Genomic DNA, 14880 nt, shown 5'->3' with positions numbered 1-14880 from the left:
CGCGACCACGTCCGCAGCCTTCAACCGGGTTTCATTTGCGGGCGTGTCGCGCGTCTTTTTCATCCACGTCCTTCGCAGCCGCACGACTGCGCGCGAACTCCGGGAACGTTTCTTCGATCGAATCCTTGTCCGGCAGCACGTAGAACACGCCGCCTTTCTCGAACGTGGGATGCACGATCTGCTCGTAGAACCCGGGCGAGACATTGATGCAGCCGTGGGTGACACGGTTGTCGTCCGGCGTGGCCGATGCCAGTCGTTCGCTGCGCTTCTCTTTCGGGGTGCCCGGGGGAAGCGGGTGCATTGAAACGGCGGAATCGTAGTCCACCCACAGCACGCGTCCGGCGTCCTCGGACGGGCCATAGGCGCCAATGAAACGACCCGCCGGGGTGGTGCGGTCGTGGCCGGGAATCGCGCTCAATGCGAGCTTGGCGACGCCGGGTGCCGAGTGATCGCCGATGGCCGAACCAAACAGCGCTGGCGCTGCGCCGCGCAGCTTGCCGTCACCGCCGAAGACCAGGACCTGCGCAGCCGCCTTGTCCATGATCGCGAACGGATAGCCCTGGTTGTCCTTGCTGGCCACGACCCAGCCGGCCAGTTCAATCACCGTATCGGACACTTCCTGGCCCTGCGGAAGTTCATCGGCGGCGGTCGCCGTTTCCGTGGGCGCGTCCTTGGCTTCCTTGGCGTTCCTGGCGCTGGCTGCGCCGGTTCCTGCCAGTGCCAGCGCGATGGCCAGCGTGGCCGATACGGCCCGGCGTGCAGGGAGTGAGTACGTACGAATGGGACGGCTCCTTCGGATGACGACCGAGAGGCTGAAAGACACCAGTGGCCGGTGAAGGCCACTGGTGTCTGGTTCAAGCGTTCATCAAAGTGGGTGGGAGAGCGGTTACCCGCGCGGCTTGCGGCCGGGGACCCTTTCGAGCTGCTGCACGCGGCCTTCGATCTGATCCAGACGCTGGTTGGCCTGCTGTGCAGACTGGTTGGCCGATTCGGCGCTCTGCGCCGCGCCCTGCACCTTCACGTCGAGCTGGTCGAGACGCGAGTTGATCGTTGCAAATTCGTCTTTGTAGGTGGCGCAAGCCCCGAGGCTTACGGTAGCAACGATGGCTACGGTGACGGCACGTGCCGCGTTGATTTGCTGCTTGGTCAGGAACATTCCACTCCCTCCTTCGTCTGGGGAGTCTGGAATATAGCGGCGTTTGTTCCCGCCGCTGCGAAGTGCTTTCAGCTGCAGTTGGAAGACGTGGATGGCCTGTGAAGGTCGCGCAATCAGCAATCCTTAACAAGCGGGAACAAGCGAGCTCTGCTGCATCGGTTGATGTCGTTGTGCCACTTCGATCTCTCCAATTCATCAGCCTGAAGCCGACTCATGCTGTTCCTCTCAATGGGCGCAGATGGGCGGGGCGCACACCATCGACGCACGCACCGCGCTTCCGTGAGTGCAGTCCTCCCGTGCGATCAATGACCGAAGCGGCTTGGCAGGGCGGCGTGCATCCAGCGAGCTACTACACGGCGCATCGAGAGTTCCCTGAACAGCAACCTCATTCATGTACCGGTCAGTTCAATATTCAGGGCCGATTTCATCAACAAACGGATAATTCACACCTGTCGAACGCCTCTCCTCCCTCCCCTCCCGAGGGGCGTTCGACGAAACCAAAATAATGAAAGGTGTATCCCGATGATCAAGAATTCGCTGCTTGCCCTGGGTCTGTTGGCCGCGCTGCCGTTCGCCGCATCGGCTGCCGATGGCCTGTCGTACAACTACGTTGAAGGCGGCTACGTGAACACCGATGCCAAGGGCGGCGACGCTGATGGCTGGGGCGTGAAGGGCTCGGTTGCCGTGCACCCGAACTTCCACATCTTCGGTGATTACAGCAAGCAGGAAACCGACACCTTCAAGAACGATGTCGACCAGTGGCGCATCGGTGCCGGCTACAACTACGGCATCGCACCGAACACCGACCTGGTGGCTCGTGTTGCATACCAGAAGTTCGACATGAAGCACGGCCTGGACTTCAACGGCTACTCCACTGAAGTGGGCGTGCGCACCGCGTTCAACCCGTACCTGGAAGGCTATGCGCTGGCCGGTTACGAGGATTACAGCAAGAAGCACGGCATCAACCCGGACGGCGAGTTCTACGGCCGCGTCGGCGCCACCGCCAAGTTCAACCAGAACTGGGGCCTGAGTGGTGAAGTGAAGCTGGCCAAGGCCGGCGACCGCGAGTGGTTCGTGGGCCCGCGCTTCAGCTGGTAACAAACGCCTGTCGTTAGTGCGTGTAACTGGCGTGTGATCTCTCTCCCACACGCCAGCGAAGCCCGGCCTCGTGCCGGGCTTCTCTTTTTCCGGCATCGCTTTGCCACAATGGGGCATGGGCGATCCCTCCACTCCCGCTGGCACCGGCTCGGCCTATCAGGAACACCTGGCGCCTGCGCCGCTGCGTGGCCAGTTCGGCCAGCTCTGGCAGAGCCAGTTGCCTGCCGACGCCAGTGGCAGCATCACCGTGCTGCCCGATGGCTGCGTGGACATTCTCTGGCGTGATGGTGCGCTGTTCGTGGTGGGGCCGGACCGTACCGCCGCACACCGGCAACTGGCCCCCGGTGCACAGGTGCTGGGCGCGCGGTTCCGGCCCGGCCAAGCATCGGCTGCGCTCGGCATCGACTTGTCCGGCATCGTCGGCCAAGCCGTGCCCCTGATCGAATTCAATGCCCGCTGGGCGGCTCAGGCTGCGGCCTGGATTGGTGACGCCGCGCCCGACCAGCGCCTGCAGCGCCTGGCTGACAGCCTGCAGCGGAACATGCCGGCGGCCGTGCTGGACGAACACACACGCCGCGCGCATGCGCTGTTCGCGCACGCTGCCAGAGGCGATGCCAGCATCGACGCACTCGCCGCACAACTGGCCATGAGCCCGCGCACCCTGCGTCGCTTCAGCCAGACGCAGTTCGGTTACGGGGCAAAGTCGCTGGAGCGGATCCTGCGCCTGCAGCGGTTCCTGCGCTGCAGCCAGACCCAACCCGCGCACAGTCTGGCGATGCTGGCCGTGGAGGCCGGCTATGCCGACCAGGCCCACCTCAGCCGCGACGCCCGCGAGCTTGCCGGCCTGACCGCCAGTGCGCTGCGCCAGCAGTGGGGACGTTGATGGCCGTTTCGTTCAAGACCCGGGCCCGACCCTGACCGATGCTGGCCGCTCCAACCACGGAGCCGCACCATGAGCCACGCAGACACCACCGCTGCCGAACGCCGCATCGACAACATCGAATTCAACGTCGCCGACATCGCCCGCAGCAAGCAGTTCTATGGGCAGGTCTTCGGCTGGTCCTTCACCGACTACGGCCCGGCCTATACCGAGTTCGATGACGGCCGCCTCAAAGGTGGATTTGTCGCCGACGAGGCGGTGACGTCCTCAGGCGGCGCGCTGGTCATCGTGTACTGCGTGGACCTTGCCGACGCGCAGCAGCGCATCCTCGCCGCTGGCGGCGAGATCGTGCAGGCGGTGTTTGCCTTTCCCGGCGGCCGTCGCTTCCATTTCCGCGATCTGGACGGCTACGTGCTGGCGGTGTGGAGCGACGCCAGCTGATCCGTCTGCCTCTACAATCCGCCAATGGAAACGCACATCGATGCCTATGTGAGGCAGGCCGACGGCAACTGCATCAAGGTGATGCTGTTCAATGGCCGCTCGCGGGCCTCGCTGCAGGCGCTGGGCTTCAGTGCTGGCGATGAGAACACCCTCACCCTGCCGGTCCCCGACGATGCAGCGAAGGCCGCCGTCTTCCTCCGCCTGCGTGATCTCGGCGTTGCCTTCTCGGCGGGCAGGGAGTGGTGTCCGGCCGACGTGTTCGAGCATCTCCGCGAGGGCGGTGTGCTGGAGGGACCCTACCTGCGGGTTGCGTGGCGCACGCCTCGGCAGTTCACTGTGACCACGGCGTAGCCACAGCATGGACATGATCGAGATCGATGGAGCGAATCTGCTGCGCGATGCTGCGGACGGCTGGCAGCTGCAGGCGTCCGTGGTCTCGCAGGACGGCACGCGGCTGGCCTGCATCCTTCGTGTCGGGCAGCGCTTTCGCGTCGAGCGGTTCCTGCGCGGACACATGCGGCCGCAGTGGCACGGGGAGTGGTGGGTGCAACAGCCGCAGCACTCGATCACCGACAGCGGGCTGCAGGCACAGGTGCTTGCCGATGAGTGGCTGGCGCCGGCCGGCTGACCTCCGCGAACTGAGAACCGCTCCGTCGCCGGCAAGGTCGTTCCGCTATGATCGCCCGCACATTGCCGCAGGCGATGTGCCCGCCTCAAGCCAGCAGGAACCATCGTGAACGCCCAGCCCGCACCCATCACCGCCCTCAACCACACGCTCGACAACGAGCCGCAGCAGATCACCGCGCCGCTGACCCATTCGGCCGCGTTCCTGGTGCTGACGGTGAAGGACGATGCGGCGTCGCTGGCGAAAGTGCGCGAGGTGCTGGCCAGCACCGATGACCTGATCAAGAACACCGCCATCCGCGAGATCGAGCGCACCTTCACCTGCAACGTGGCCATCGGCCACCGCGTGTGGGAGCCGCTGGTGGGCAGTACGCCGCCGCGCGAGTTGAAGCCGTTCCAGGAAGTGAAGGGTGCGACCCACACGGCGGTCTCCACGCCGGGCGACCTGCTGTACCACGTCCGTGCACGCACGATGGATCTGATCGTGGCCTTCGAGCGCAACCTGATGATGGCCTTCGGCGATGCGGTGGACGCGGCGGATGATGTGGCCGGTTTCCGCTACTTCGACGGCCGCGACCTGCTCGATTTCGTCGACGGCACGGCCAACCCCGAAGGCCTGTCACTGCCGGAGGCGACCATCGTCGGCGACGAGGACCCCGACCATGCCGGTGGCAGCTACGTGGTGGTGCAGAAGTACCTGCACAACCTCGATGCCTGGCGTGCGCAGAAGACCGAGGCGCAGGAGGCGATCATCGGCCGCACCAAGCACGACAACATCGAGCTGGACGACGCACCGGCCGACGCGCAGAAGTCGCACAAGACGCTGTGCACCATCGAGGATGCCGACGGCGAGCACGAGATCCTGCGCGACAACATGCCCTTCGCCAATCCGGGGCGTGGCGAGTACGGCACCTACTTCATCGGCTACACGCGCCGGCTGTGGGTGATCGAGAAGATGCTGGAGCGGATGTTCATCGGCAACCCCGCGCCGCTGCATGACCGCATCCTCGATTTCTCCACCGCGACCACCGGCGTCACCTTCTTTGCGCCCTCGCGCAAAGTGCTGGCCGACCTGGGCGACTGATCACGCCGGGTGGGGCAGCCAGGTGGATCCACGCCATGCGTGGATGGATCAACCGGTTGCCCGGAACAGCCACGCATGGCGTGGCTCTACTGCGCCGCCATCTGCCTGTCATCTACGGCGCCGACCATGGCGCGTTGGGATGGACGTGGAGACGTGGGTGATGGCTTCTGCAGGAAACAAGCGCACCTCGCGCCGTGGCTGGCGCCCGTTGGCATGGTTGCTGGGCCTGTTGGCGCTGGGCAGCGCCAGCGTGTCCGCACAGGACGCACCTGCGCATTGGATGGCCTATGCCGCCTCCGTCAGCGGCGAGTTGCAGCAGCGTCTGCAGCAGGAGCAGGATCCGCACGCGCAGCGCCTGCTGGCTTGGCTGCAGGAGCATCCCGAAGCGCCGGCGCCGTTGGTGGTGAGTGTGTGGATCGCCGGCGATGGCGCCATCTCGAAACTGGAATTCGACAGCCTGGGTGATGCACAGGTCGATGCCGATCTGCGTGCGGCGCTGCAGGCCACGCCGTTGCCGGCGGCGCCGCCGAAGGACATGCGACAGCCACTGCGATTGGGGCTGACCCTTACCCAGTAGAGCCACGCCATGCCTGGCTGCCGGGCATCGGTAGACGCCAACCTTGGTTGGCGCTCACCTGCCGAGCAAGGTCGGCATCTACCAACGCAGCCACGCATGGCGTGGCTCTACTGCGCAGGTACTGCCTGCGGCTCGCGCGCGGCGGCGCGCCACGCCCGCAGCCCGAACAGTGCCAGGCCCAGGAAGAACACGTACAACGCAGCAGTCACGTGCAGCGATTTGAACAGATAGGCGCCCACGTAGACCACGTCCACCACGATCCACACCCACCAGCAGGCCGTGTGCCGGCGCGCCTGCCACCATTGCCCGACCAGGCTCAGTGCGGTCAGCATCGCGTCCAGCCACGGCAACGCTGCATCGGTGAAGGTGTGCATGCCGGCGCCAAGCGCCACGCCGCCACACAGGCCGATGGCCAGGTCGCGCAGCAGCGTGCCGCGCGCCAGCGGCACGATGCGGATGCTGCCTTCATCGGCGGCGTGCTGGCGCCAGTTGATCCAGCCGTAGACCAGGAATCCACCAAAGGCGACCTGCAGCAGCGTGTCCGAGTACAGCTTGGCTTCGGCGAACACCGCGCCGTACAGCGCGACCGACAGCAGGCCGACCGGCCACGCGGCCAACCGTCGCTTTGCCATCAGCCACACCCCGAGGATGCTGAAGAGCGCGGCAGTCCACTCGAGCGCGACGCCGCTCACAGCGCGAACGTCACCGACAGGCGCGCCTGTCGCGGCGCACCCGGGAACAGGTAGTAGTCACCGCCGCTGCTGCCGGTGTCGCGCCAGTAGAAGCGATTGAACAGGTTGTCCACCGACAGGTTCCAGCTGACCGCACGGTCGTGCAGGCGGTGCTGGAAGCGCAGGCCGGCGTCGAACACCGAGTAGTCCGGTGCGCGCACACCGCCGTCGGCGCGGGCCACGTTGGAGGAGGCATAGCGCCAGCCACCGGTCACATCCAGGCCTTCAACGAACGGCAGCGCGTAGGCCAGGTGCACGCTGGCGCGCACCTTGGGCACGTTCACCAGCTGATGGCCTTCATAGGCCGGGGTGCCGGTGTCGCGTGCGCGCGCCTGCAGCACGCTGGCGCTGGCGACGATCTGCAGCGCGTCGGTCAGCTGGCCGTTGGCGGTCAGTTCCAGGCCGGTATGGGTCTGCTGGCCTTCTTCGACGAAGGTGTAGCCGACGTCGCTGCCGTCGGGCTTTGCGTACTGGTAGGGCTGGGAGGTGCGGAACACGGCCGCGCCCAGGGTGAGGGCGTCCACCGGCACGTACTTCACGCCCACTTCCAGCTGCCGCGATTGCATCGACGGCAGGAAGGCATCGGCGTTGGACGTCCAGAACGGTGCTTCCTGGCCCAGCGAAATGCCGCGCACGTAGCTGGCGTAGGCGTTGAGCTGGTCGCTGGCCTTCCACACCAGCGCGGTCTGCGGCAGGAAGCGCGAGAGGCGGCTGTGGCGCTGCGGCGTGCCGCGCTTGTCGTAGGCGCGCTCGTCCAGGCGCACGAAGCGGCCGCCGGCCAGCCACTGCCAGTCATCGCCGAAGCTCATCCGGTCCAGCGCGAAGAACGCGGTCTGCCGGCTGTCCAGGCGCCGTGCCGATGCACCCGGCATCTTCGGCGAGCGCTCGAACACCGGCACCTGCACGTCGTGGATGTTGCTGGTGCCGACGTACTCGTTGACGCTCGGGCGCTTGTCGATGGTGCGGCGGAAGTAGTCGGCGCCGATGCTCAGCTGGTGGCCGACGCTGCCGGTCTCGAAACTGCCGCGCAGTTCGGCACGGGCCTGCTGGTTGCGGCGGGTGTCATCCGGGCTGCGGTAGTCGTAGATGTCGTAGTCGCCGTTGGGGGCGAAGTAGTTGCCCGGCACGCTGCCGTCTGCACACCCTGCGGTGTAGTAGCAGCCGTAGGCGAAGGCGACGTTGTCATCGATCACCGAGCGGCTGTGGCCGACCGAGACGCGCGACTGCCACGCATCGTTGAAGTCATAGGTGTGCAGCGCGGTGATGTTGGTGCTGGCAATGTCCACCGGCCGCTGCCACGGCTGGTAGCCGAGCAGCCGTTCGCGGTCGACGCCGCGCGGCAGCTCGCGCGCGCCCAGCAGCTGGAAGCCGGACACCGAGCGCTGCGCGCTGGTCTGGTAGTTGGCATCCACTTCCAGCTTGCCGTGTTCGCCGATCAGCCAGTCGGTGGCCAGCGAATAGAAGTTGCGGCGACCGTCGGCATGCTCGACGTAGGAATCACTGGCATCCCAGGCGGCGTTCAGGCGCACGCCGAAGCGCGGGGTCAGCCAGTGGCCGACATCCACGGCGGCATAGCGCGAGCCTTCCGAATCGGTGCCCAGGGTGACCGTGCGCACTTCCGCCGGGCGCTTGCCCACGTAGTTGATGATGCCGCCGGGTGCCATCACGCCAGCCGCCAGGCCGGCTTCGCCCTTGAGGATCTGCACTTCCTGGATGTTCTCCAGCGCCAGGCGCTGCTCGCCGGCGATGGACATGCCGTTGAAGCGGTAGCCGGTGGCCGCATCCAGCGCGAAGCCGCGGATGGCGATGTTCTGGTAGTAGCCCACCGGCGCATAGGCATCGCCCAGCGAGGCATCATTGCTGGCCAGCTCGGACAGCGAACGCACCTGGCGGCGGTCGAGGTAGTCGCGCTCCAGCACATTCACCGAGGCGGGGGTGTCCTTCCACGAGCCGCCGCCGAAGGCGTTGACGCGCGAGGTGTCGGCCTTCGGTTTGCCGGCCTGCACGCGTACTGCCGCCAGCTCGGTAGGAGAGGACGGCGGAGCATCGACGGCGTCGGTGCCTGCCTCGCTGGCGTACAGCGGCAGGGCGGCGCAGAGGGCAAGGGCGAGCAGGGTGGGGCGCAGGCAGCGGTTCATTCGATTCGTCTTCAGACAACAAGGGAGACGAAGCGACGGCGCGCAGGTGCACCGGCCCATGACGGGGGTGTGGCTGCGGCTCAAAGCTCCCTACGCCGGTGCAAACCGGATCAGGTTCCAAGGGACTCTCTCAGCCTGGCAGATCCAGGCACCCCCGCTTCAGGTGACCATTTCACTACAAATGGTACGGATTTGCGAGCTACCGCCCTTCAGCCGGGGTCAGATCCCTTTCCAGCGGAAAGGGATCTGACCCCGGCCGAGCGCATCATCGACGCATGGCGTCGATCTACTGAGCCCCCCGGGTGTTTGGTGGCTCGCGGCTCACGCGGCGGCGTGCAGGGCCGCCAGCAGGGCCTGGCCGGGGGCCGTGGCGAACCACGCCGGATGCCCGAGCATGAACGGCTGCCAGGCCACATCGGCGTTCGCGGTCGATCCGGTGACGCCCTCGAAATACTCCACTTCGGACAGAGCGAAGTCGAAATGCACCATCGGCAGCAGGTCGGCCAGCAGGTGCACGCGCGTGGGCGACAGCGGCAGCTCCTGCCGATAGCCGTCCAGCAGGGCCAGGGCGATGTCGATGCGAGCAGCATCGGTGCCGCGCTCCAGTTGCAGCCAGGCCACCGCGTTGCGTTCGATCGCGGTGGCCAGGTCGAACAGCGCGCTGGTGGGCGAGGCCAGGCCGAAATCGAGCACCGTGGCAATCGTGCCGTCGTCGTTCCACAGCAGGTTGGAAACGTGCCAGTCGTTGTGCGCCCACAGCCGCGGTTCGTCCTGCAGGCGCGCGGCCAGGCCGTGGTGCCACGGCAGCACATCGCGGCGCAGCTGTTCTTCCCAGGGAATGCGCGCCAGGTAGCGGGCCAACCCGGGGCGATTGCCGAGGTCGGCCTTCAGCGCGGCGATCGGGTCATCGGCGCGGATCAGGTCGTCGCGTGCCACCAGCAGATGGGTGCCGCGCTGCGGGGCGTGGTAGCTGGTGGCCGCGCGGTGCAGCGTGGCCAGCATTCTTCCTGCCTGGTGGGCCTGGGCGATGTCGGTCAGTGGTGACCATGACGGCAGCTCGCGATACAGGTCCTTGCCCGCGCCCACCGCATGCAGTTCGTAGGTCCACGGGCCGTGTTCGAGTGCGGTGCGGCCGTCGTTGCTGGCCAGCACCTGCACCACCGGCATGCCGGCAGTTGCCAGATGCGCGATGAAACGGTGTTCTTCTTCCAGGCTTCCAGCGCTGCGCACACTGTGGTGGTGGCGCTTGATGAAGACCGGACCGCCGGTGCCGTCGACGATGGCCGCGGCCGACAATGGACGCGGGCTGTGCCAGCGCAGCGTGCTGTCCGCGCCCAGCTGCGGATAGTGGCCACGCAGCCAAGTGATCTCCTGCGCGTCGATCACCGGCCAGTCGGCGGCGACCTCGTCGTTGTTGAGGCCCTGCACGCGATGGGGAGAAGAAGTCATGCCACGGCCGCTGGTGAGTAATGGAACATCCAAGGCTGCGCATTCAATGCCATGGACGCCACAGACGCAAACAGGCGGGTCATCGACCCGCCCGTCAGGGACGCCACGTGCGGCCTGTGGCCGGCGCGCTTACCAGCCGCGATGGCGGCCGCGGTCGTGGTAGTAACGGTTGTCATGGCGCTCACGCTGCCAGCGACGGTCATCGCGGCGGTCGTAGCCATAACCGCGGTTGTAGCCCCGGTCATAACGGCGATCGTAGCGACGGTCATAGCGCCCGTCGTAGCGTCGATCATGGCGGTCGGAGGTGGTCAGGTTGCCGATGGCGCCGCCGGCAACCGCGCCGCCGACGGTGGCAGCCGGGTCGCCGTTGGAGATCAGGTGACCCGCCACGCCGCCGACGACGGCACCGACCACGGTGCGCTTGTCCTTCCTCGACATCGCGCTGGCATCACTGACCACGGCCACGCCGGCAAGAAGTGCCAGGGCCATCGCCAGACCACGGAAGCTGAGTGCGGAAGTGCTGAGCATGTTGGGTTCTCCTGTGAGGTGCATGCCACGGTGGGCAGGGAGGGCGCTGGGCGCCCCGGCTGCCGTAGGGACCACGCTGGTGCCCGGACATTGCCGGAACATTGCGCGCGATCCCCGTGCGGCTTGCGCATTCATCTAGCGTCAGGCGGCATGAAGCGAGGCTGAAAGCGCGGCGGCCGCTCAGCTGCCAGAAAGGAAAAGGGCCGCAGTACGCGGCCCTTCCCCTGGCTTCCCCTGCCTGGCCTGGCTCAGTGGCCCATGGCGCGCTGGGCCTGCTTCACCTGCTCCTGCTGGGCGTCCTGCTGCTGCAGGACATTCGGTGCACCGTGCACCGCACCACTGCTGAGTGCCATGCTCTGCTCGCTGGCCGCACGGGTGTCCACCGCCGCGCGGCAGGCAGCCGGGTCACCGGCGGTGCCCTGTACGGCAAACATGCGCTCGCCGTTGGTGCTGGGCACCACCGAATCGATGCGCTGCATGCCGCTGGCCTGTGCTTCCTTGGTCAGCGCAGCGGCGGCGGCCTCCAGTGCATGGCGGTCCTTGAAGGTGCCTGCCGGCAGGCCTTCCATGCCCTTCACGGCCTGGTTGTACATCGGGTTCTGCGGATGGCGCTCGTCATTGAGCAGTGGGCGCTCGCGCGCGTCCTTGATCGCATCCAGCGTCTTCGGGCCGATGATGCCGTCCACTGCCAGACCGTTGTCCTTCTGCAGCTGGCGCACGGCAGCCTCGGTGTTGCGACCGAACTTTCCATCCTCGACCAGCGGCTTGCCGTCGGCACCCACATACCCCAGGTGGCCCAGCTGTTCCTGCGCCCTGCGCACATCCTCGCCGTGCGCACCCTGTTTATGCAGTTCGTTGCTGGCCTGCGGCTTTTCCTGCGGGGACGGCTTCGGTTCGGCGGCGCCCTTGGCCTGCGCCTGCTCGTGCGCCTGGCTGCGGTTTTCCAGCAGATCGCGTGCCTGGTGCAGCGGATCGGAGGCGAACAGCTTCCAGTTCGGGTGGTCCTTTACCTGCTTGAGGTAATCCTCCACCGGCATGGTATGCACGCCCAGCTTGCCGGTGGACTGGCTGATCAGCAGCTTGTCGGTGTTCGGGTCACGCACCACCATCACGATGTGGTCGATGCCTTTCCAGTACTCGTGCTTGGTATTGGCCGTGTCCAGGCCGATCACCATGCCTTCCTTCAGCGCACCCGGCTTGAGGATGTCGTCGCGCTTGAGCAGCACGCCCGAGTACTTGTAGGCCTGCTCCACGATGCTGCCCGAACCGGCGAAGCCCAGCTTGATCTTGTCGGCATCGGCGAACACCGCGTGGCCGGCCTTCTGGTTGATCTCATCCTGGGTCTTGTTGAGCAGCGTGCCCACCCAGCCCGAGCAGTCGATGTAACCCTGGGCGACGTTCTTGCCGGACACGCCGGGAACCTGCAGGCGATGCCCTTCGATGTTGATCGCGTACTTGACGTGGTCGTACTTCACGCCGGCGTTGTAGGCCGCATCCAGCGAAATGCCGGGTGCATCGGGCTTGGCGGCAGCAGCCGTGGCGGTAGCGGCGATGGTTGCGGCACCGGCGGCGGCAGCGGCCTGCGCGGCGGGGGCCACGGTCTGTGCCGGTGCGGCCTGCACCGGTGCCGGACGCGCCTGGGCCTCGGTGATCGGCGCGATGTTCTTTTCCGGGATGCTGATCGCGTCGTACTTGCGGTCGTAGTACTGGGCGAAGGTGCTGGCCAGGTCACGATCATTCATCGTGCGCATCTCGGCGCGCGTATGCCCGGTCAGCGCTTCCACGTCACTGCCGATCTGGCCCATGATGCGCGGGCGCATGTTGATCGGATCGCCGTGGCCGTCGCGCACCACGCCGAACGTGCCGGTGGCGATCGCGGTCTGGATCGAACCGTAGCCGGCCGCACCCTGCTGGTGTGCCAGATACAGGTCAAGGCCGCTCGGCTTGTCATCACCGGACAGGTAGGGATGGCCGGTGCGCTCATGGCGCTTTTCCATGTCCACCAGGTTGCGCTTGAACATCTCCGCTGCCGCTTCGGTGTTGCGGGTCGGGTCGTACTCGTGGCCGGTCAGGCCGTACTGCCTGGCCGACGATGGCAGGAACTGGAACAGGCCCTTGGCATCGGTCTTGTCGTTGTGCGCGCGCTCGTTGAAGCGGCCACCGGTCTCGATGTGGGCAAAGCGCAGGAAGTCCTCGCTGGCGATGCCCTTGCGCTGTGCCACCTGCTCGATGATGTCGAGAACTTCCTTTTTGCTGTAGTCACGTTGTGCCATGACACTTCCTCTGGGGTTGATGGAGCGGCCTTTGCCGCGATACGCCAACCGGACTCATCCGTGAGTCTTCAACATGTCGGTCAACAGGTGCTGCGGGGTGGTGCGTCTTACTTCTCTACGTAGGCCTTGCGGGCGGCGTCGTAGTGGTACTGGCGTGCATCGGCCGCACCCAGCGCACGGGTCTGGCCCGGGCCGGAAATGGTGGTGCCGGTGGCTGTGACGGTGATGGTGGGCAGGTCGCTGCCGGCGACGGCGCTGAAGGCCAGTACGCCCCGGTTGCTGACGCACGGCATCACCTGGCCCTCGTCGCAGGCGGCCGAATTGTCTTCGCCGGTGATCACCGTGCCCGCGCTGGCCCAGACCTGGCCGTCCTCGGACTTCTCGTAGTCCGGGTTGAATACCAGCACGGTGTAGCCTTCGATGCTGGTACCGGTGGCGAAGGTGCTGGTCGGCACCGCCAGCACCAGCTTGCCGGCCGGAGTGCGGTACTCCAGCGGCTTGCGCTTGCTGTCGATGTCCGGCGCGGTGCCATAGGCGCCGACGGTGCCGACCCACGGTTCGGCGCCCTTGAACACCCAGGGGCGATCCGGCTTGTCGCCGGTCAGGGTGAAGGTGGCCTCGGTCAGGGTGACCTGGCTGTCCGGACCGGCTTCGTCTTCGCCGGGCTTGCCGTACTTCTGCGGTGTGTTCCAGGCAAAGCCGGTGTAATAGCGGGTGCCGGCCAGTTCGAAGGCATGGCCGAACCAGAAGGTGGCGACACTGCCATTGGCTACTTCATACGAAACGGCGCCATCGCCGTCGACGTCGTAGATGAAATACAGCACGCTGCCGGCATCGGGGGGCGTGGCGGTGGCCGTGGTGGCGGGTGTGGCGGAGCTCTGCATCGGGGCAACATCCTGTCGTGGCGCGGTGGCGCCCTGTGGTGACGCGGTCGAAGGCGAGGGGGTGCAGGCGCCGGCAAGCAGCGCAACGAGCAGGCCGGCGAACGTCGCACACAGGCGTGGGCGGACACGGGCCAAGCGGGATTCCGGAAGGATCTTCATGCACCTCTCCATGGTTTGCGGGCGTCGGGCAGGAAGGCCAACGCAGAACACGCCCCGCCCTCGAGGAGGGGGAACGTCGTGATGAGCCGGTCGATTCCTTCGACCTCGCATAGGAGAACCCATCGACGCGGATGATGGCACAGTTGCGACGGCGATCACAGGGGGCAGGGAGTCGCCTCCCGCCAGGGAACTACGAACGGTGTCTCAGATCCTGCCGTCGCGCAGGTAGTCGAACAGCTCCGCGTCGCCCTTCAGCCCGAGTTTGAGCATGGCGTCACCCTTCTGGCGGCTGATGGTGCTGACGCTCTTGTGCAGCTGCAGCGATATTTCCTTGACCGTCATGCCGGTGCCGAGCAGCCGCAGCACCTCCACTTCGCGCGGCGACAACGGCTTGCCGTCACCCTCGCGCATGCGCCAGCTGCCCGCTTCCTCCACCCGCTCGCGCAGGCTGCGGCTGATGTAGGACTGGCCGCGATAGACCGCCTGGATGGCCTGCGGCAGTTCATCCATCGACGAACTCTTGTCGACCAGGCCGAGCACGCCGCTGTCGAGCACCATGCGCAGGATCGCCAGGTTGTTGGAGACACTGAGCATGAGTACCGGCAGGTCGGGATGGCGGCGGCGGATCATGCCGATCATGGCGAAGCCATCGGCCTGGGGACTGCCGGGCATCGAATAGTCGGTGACCAGCAGGTCACAGGGTTGGGTGGTCAGCAGGGTCATCAGGGCCTGGGCGTTGTCGGCCTCGCCAACGACTCGGCCAACGCCGCTGGACTCGATGACGGCGCGGGTACCGATGCGGACCACGGGGTGATCGTCTGCGATGATGATGCGCAAGGTCATGCTCTAGTATGGCCA

Annotated in this window: 16 protein-coding genes and 1 riboswitch; of the genes, 7 read left to right on the top strand and 9 right to left on the bottom strand. The window is 66.4% G+C overall.

Features of this window, described 5'->3' with window-relative positions; genetic code table 11:
* Nucleotides 1-31: 31 nt before the first annotated feature.
* Together K5K93_RS11920 and K5K93_RS11915 are read right to left on the bottom strand one after the other, a co-directional pair.
* Nucleotides 32-730, bottom strand: a complete 699-nt coding sequence (locus K5K93_RS11920; protein WP_222391059.1) for a hypothetical protein — start codon at nucleotides 728-730, stop codon at nucleotides 32-34.
* Between the two features lie 156 nt (nucleotides 731-886).
* Nucleotides 887-1156, bottom strand: a complete 270-nt coding sequence (locus K5K93_RS11915) for a hypothetical protein (RefSeq protein ID WP_025875897.1) — start codon at nucleotides 1154-1156, stop codon at nucleotides 887-889.
* A gap of 525 nt (nucleotides 1157-1681) precedes the next feature.
* Here K5K93_RS11915 and K5K93_RS11910 point away from each other — a divergent pair.
* The 7 genes from K5K93_RS11910 (at nucleotide 1682) to K5K93_RS11880 (ending at nucleotide 5860) form a co-directional block, all read left to right on the top strand.
* Complete coding sequence (locus tag K5K93_RS11910; protein ID WP_025875896.1) at nucleotides 1682-2254, top strand: Ax21 family protein; 573 nt, start codon at nucleotides 1682-1684, stop codon at nucleotides 2252-2254.
* 115 nt (nucleotides 2255-2369) lie between these two features.
* A complete protein-coding gene (locus tag K5K93_RS11905) occupies nucleotides 2370-3137 on the top strand; it encodes a helix-turn-helix domain-containing protein (protein WP_222387985.1) in 768 nt (255 codons plus the stop codon).
* 69 nt (nucleotides 3138-3206) lie between these two features.
* A complete protein-coding gene (locus tag K5K93_RS11900) occupies nucleotides 3207-3575 on the top strand; it encodes a VOC family protein (protein ID WP_093820857.1) in 369 nt (122 codons plus the stop codon).
* A gap of 24 nt (nucleotides 3576-3599) precedes the next feature.
* Nucleotides 3600-3926 carry a hypothetical protein gene (locus K5K93_RS11895; protein ID WP_222387984.1) on the top strand — a complete coding sequence of 109 codons (327 nt, stop codon included), beginning with the start codon at nucleotides 3600-3602 and terminating at the stop codon, nucleotides 3924-3926.
* 13 nt (nucleotides 3927-3939) lie between these two features.
* Nucleotides 3940-4203, top strand: coding sequence for a hypothetical protein (locus K5K93_RS11890; RefSeq protein WP_222387983.1), 264 nt, complete (start codon nucleotides 3940-3942; stop codon nucleotides 4201-4203).
* A 105-nt stretch (nucleotides 4204-4308) separates the two neighbouring features.
* Nucleotides 4309-5283, top strand: a complete 975-nt coding sequence (locus tag K5K93_RS11885) for a Dyp-type peroxidase (RefSeq protein ID WP_222387982.1) — start codon at nucleotides 4309-4311, stop codon at nucleotides 5281-5283.
* A gap of 160 nt (nucleotides 5284-5443) precedes the next feature.
* Nucleotides 5444-5860, top strand: a complete 417-nt coding sequence (locus tag K5K93_RS11880) for a TonB C-terminal domain-containing protein (protein WP_222387981.1) — start codon at nucleotides 5444-5446, stop codon at nucleotides 5858-5860.
* Between the two features lie 107 nt (nucleotides 5861-5967).
* On the opposite strand, the gene pnuC is transcribed toward K5K93_RS11880, so the two are convergent.
* The 7 genes from pnuC to K5K93_RS11845 form a co-directional block, all read right to left on the bottom strand.
* Nucleotides 5968-6492 carry a nicotinamide riboside transporter PnuC gene (pnuC, locus tag K5K93_RS11875; RefSeq protein WP_261311839.1) on the bottom strand — a complete coding sequence of 175 codons (525 nt, stop codon included), beginning with the start codon at nucleotides 6490-6492 and terminating at the stop codon, nucleotides 5968-5970.
* Between the two features lie 56 nt (nucleotides 6493-6548).
* Complete coding sequence (locus K5K93_RS11870) at nucleotides 6549-8729, bottom strand: TonB-dependent siderophore receptor (RefSeq protein WP_222387979.1); 2181 nt, start codon at nucleotides 8727-8729, stop codon at nucleotides 6549-6551.
* 70 nt (nucleotides 8730-8799) lie between these two features.
* Nucleotides 8800-8895, bottom strand: a riboswitch (TPP riboswitch).
* Between the two features lie 155 nt (nucleotides 8896-9050).
* Complete coding sequence (locus K5K93_RS11865) at nucleotides 9051-10178, bottom strand: phosphotransferase (RefSeq protein WP_222387978.1); 1128 nt, start codon at nucleotides 10176-10178, stop codon at nucleotides 9051-9053.
* 129 nt (nucleotides 10179-10307) lie between these two features.
* On the bottom strand, nucleotides 10308-10706 hold the full coding sequence (locus tag K5K93_RS11860) for a glycine zipper 2TM domain-containing protein (protein ID WP_025875877.1): 399 nt from the start codon (nucleotides 10704-10706) through the stop codon (nucleotides 10308-10310).
* A 248-nt stretch (nucleotides 10707-10954) separates the two neighbouring features.
* Nucleotides 10955-12979 carry a peptidoglycan-binding protein gene (locus K5K93_RS11855; protein WP_222387977.1) on the bottom strand — a complete coding sequence of 675 codons (2025 nt, stop codon included), beginning with the start codon at nucleotides 12977-12979 and terminating at the stop codon, nucleotides 10955-10957.
* Nucleotides 12980-13086: 107 nt separating this feature from the next.
* Nucleotides 13087-14022: a hypothetical protein gene (locus K5K93_RS11850; RefSeq protein ID WP_261311838.1), complete on the bottom strand. Its 936-nt coding sequence runs from the start codon at nucleotides 14020-14022 to the stop codon at nucleotides 13087-13089.
* Between the two features lie 204 nt (nucleotides 14023-14226).
* On the bottom strand, nucleotides 14227-14865 hold the full coding sequence (locus K5K93_RS11845; protein WP_025875871.1) for a response regulator transcription factor: 639 nt from the start codon (nucleotides 14863-14865) through the stop codon (nucleotides 14227-14229).
* Between the last annotated feature and the right edge of the window lie 15 nt (nucleotides 14866-14880).

The sequence above is a fragment of the Stenotrophomonas sp. DR822 genome (assembly GCF_019793815.1).
In the GTDB taxonomy this organism is placed as follows: Bacteria; Pseudomonadota; Gammaproteobacteria; order Xanthomonadales; family Xanthomonadaceae; genus Stenotrophomonas; species Stenotrophomonas indicatrix.
This window is presented reverse-complemented; position numbering and strand designations above follow the sequence as displayed.

Bases quoted from the DNA above. Each gene is read 5' to 3' on its own strand.
- K5K93_RS11915 (WP_025875897.1), bottom strand. From the start codon at position 1,156: ATGTTCCTGACCAAGCAGCAAATCAACGCGGCACGTGCCGTCACCGTA.
- K5K93_RS11905 (WP_222387985.1), top strand. From the start codon at position 2,370: ATGGGCGATCCCTCCACTCCCGCTGGCACCGGCTCGGCCTATCAGGAA.
- K5K93_RS11900 (WP_093820857.1), top strand. From the start codon at position 3,207: ATGAGCCACGCAGACACCACCGCTGCCGAACGCCGCATCGACAACATC.
- K5K93_RS11895 (WP_222387984.1), top strand. From the start codon at position 3,600: ATGGAAACGCACATCGATGCCTATGTGAGGCAGGCCGACGGCAACTGC.
- K5K93_RS11890 (WP_222387983.1), top strand. From the start codon at position 3,940: ATGATCGAGATCGATGGAGCGAATCTGCTGCGCGATGCTGCGGACGGC.
- K5K93_RS11880 (WP_222387981.1), top strand. From the start codon at position 5,444: ATGGCTTCTGCAGGAAACAAGCGCACCTCGCGCCGTGGCTGGCGCCCG.
- pnuC (WP_261311839.1), bottom strand. From the start codon at position 6,492: ATGGCAAAGCGACGGTTGGCCGCGTGGCCGGTCGGCCTGCTGTCGGTC.
- K5K93_RS11870 (WP_222387979.1), bottom strand. From the start codon at position 8,729: ATGAACCGCTGCCTGCGCCCCACCCTGCTCGCCCTTGCCCTCTGCGCC.
- K5K93_RS11865 (WP_222387978.1), bottom strand. From the start codon at position 10,178: ATGACTTCTTCTCCCCATCGCGTGCAGGGCCTCAACAACGACGAGGTC.
- K5K93_RS11860 (WP_025875877.1), bottom strand. From the start codon at position 10,706: ATGCTCAGCACTTCCGCACTCAGCTTCCGTGGTCTGGCGATGGCCCTG.
- K5K93_RS11855 (WP_222387977.1), bottom strand. From the start codon at position 12,979: ATGGCACAACGTGACTACAGCAAAAAGGAAGTTCTCGACATCATCGAG.
- K5K93_RS11850 (WP_261311838.1), bottom strand. From the start codon at position 14,022: ATGAAGATCCTTCCGGAATCCCGCTTGGCCCGTGTCCGCCCACGCCTG.
- K5K93_RS11845 (WP_025875871.1), bottom strand. From the start codon at position 14,865: ATGACCTTGCGCATCATCATCGCAGACGATCACCCCGTGGTCCGCATC.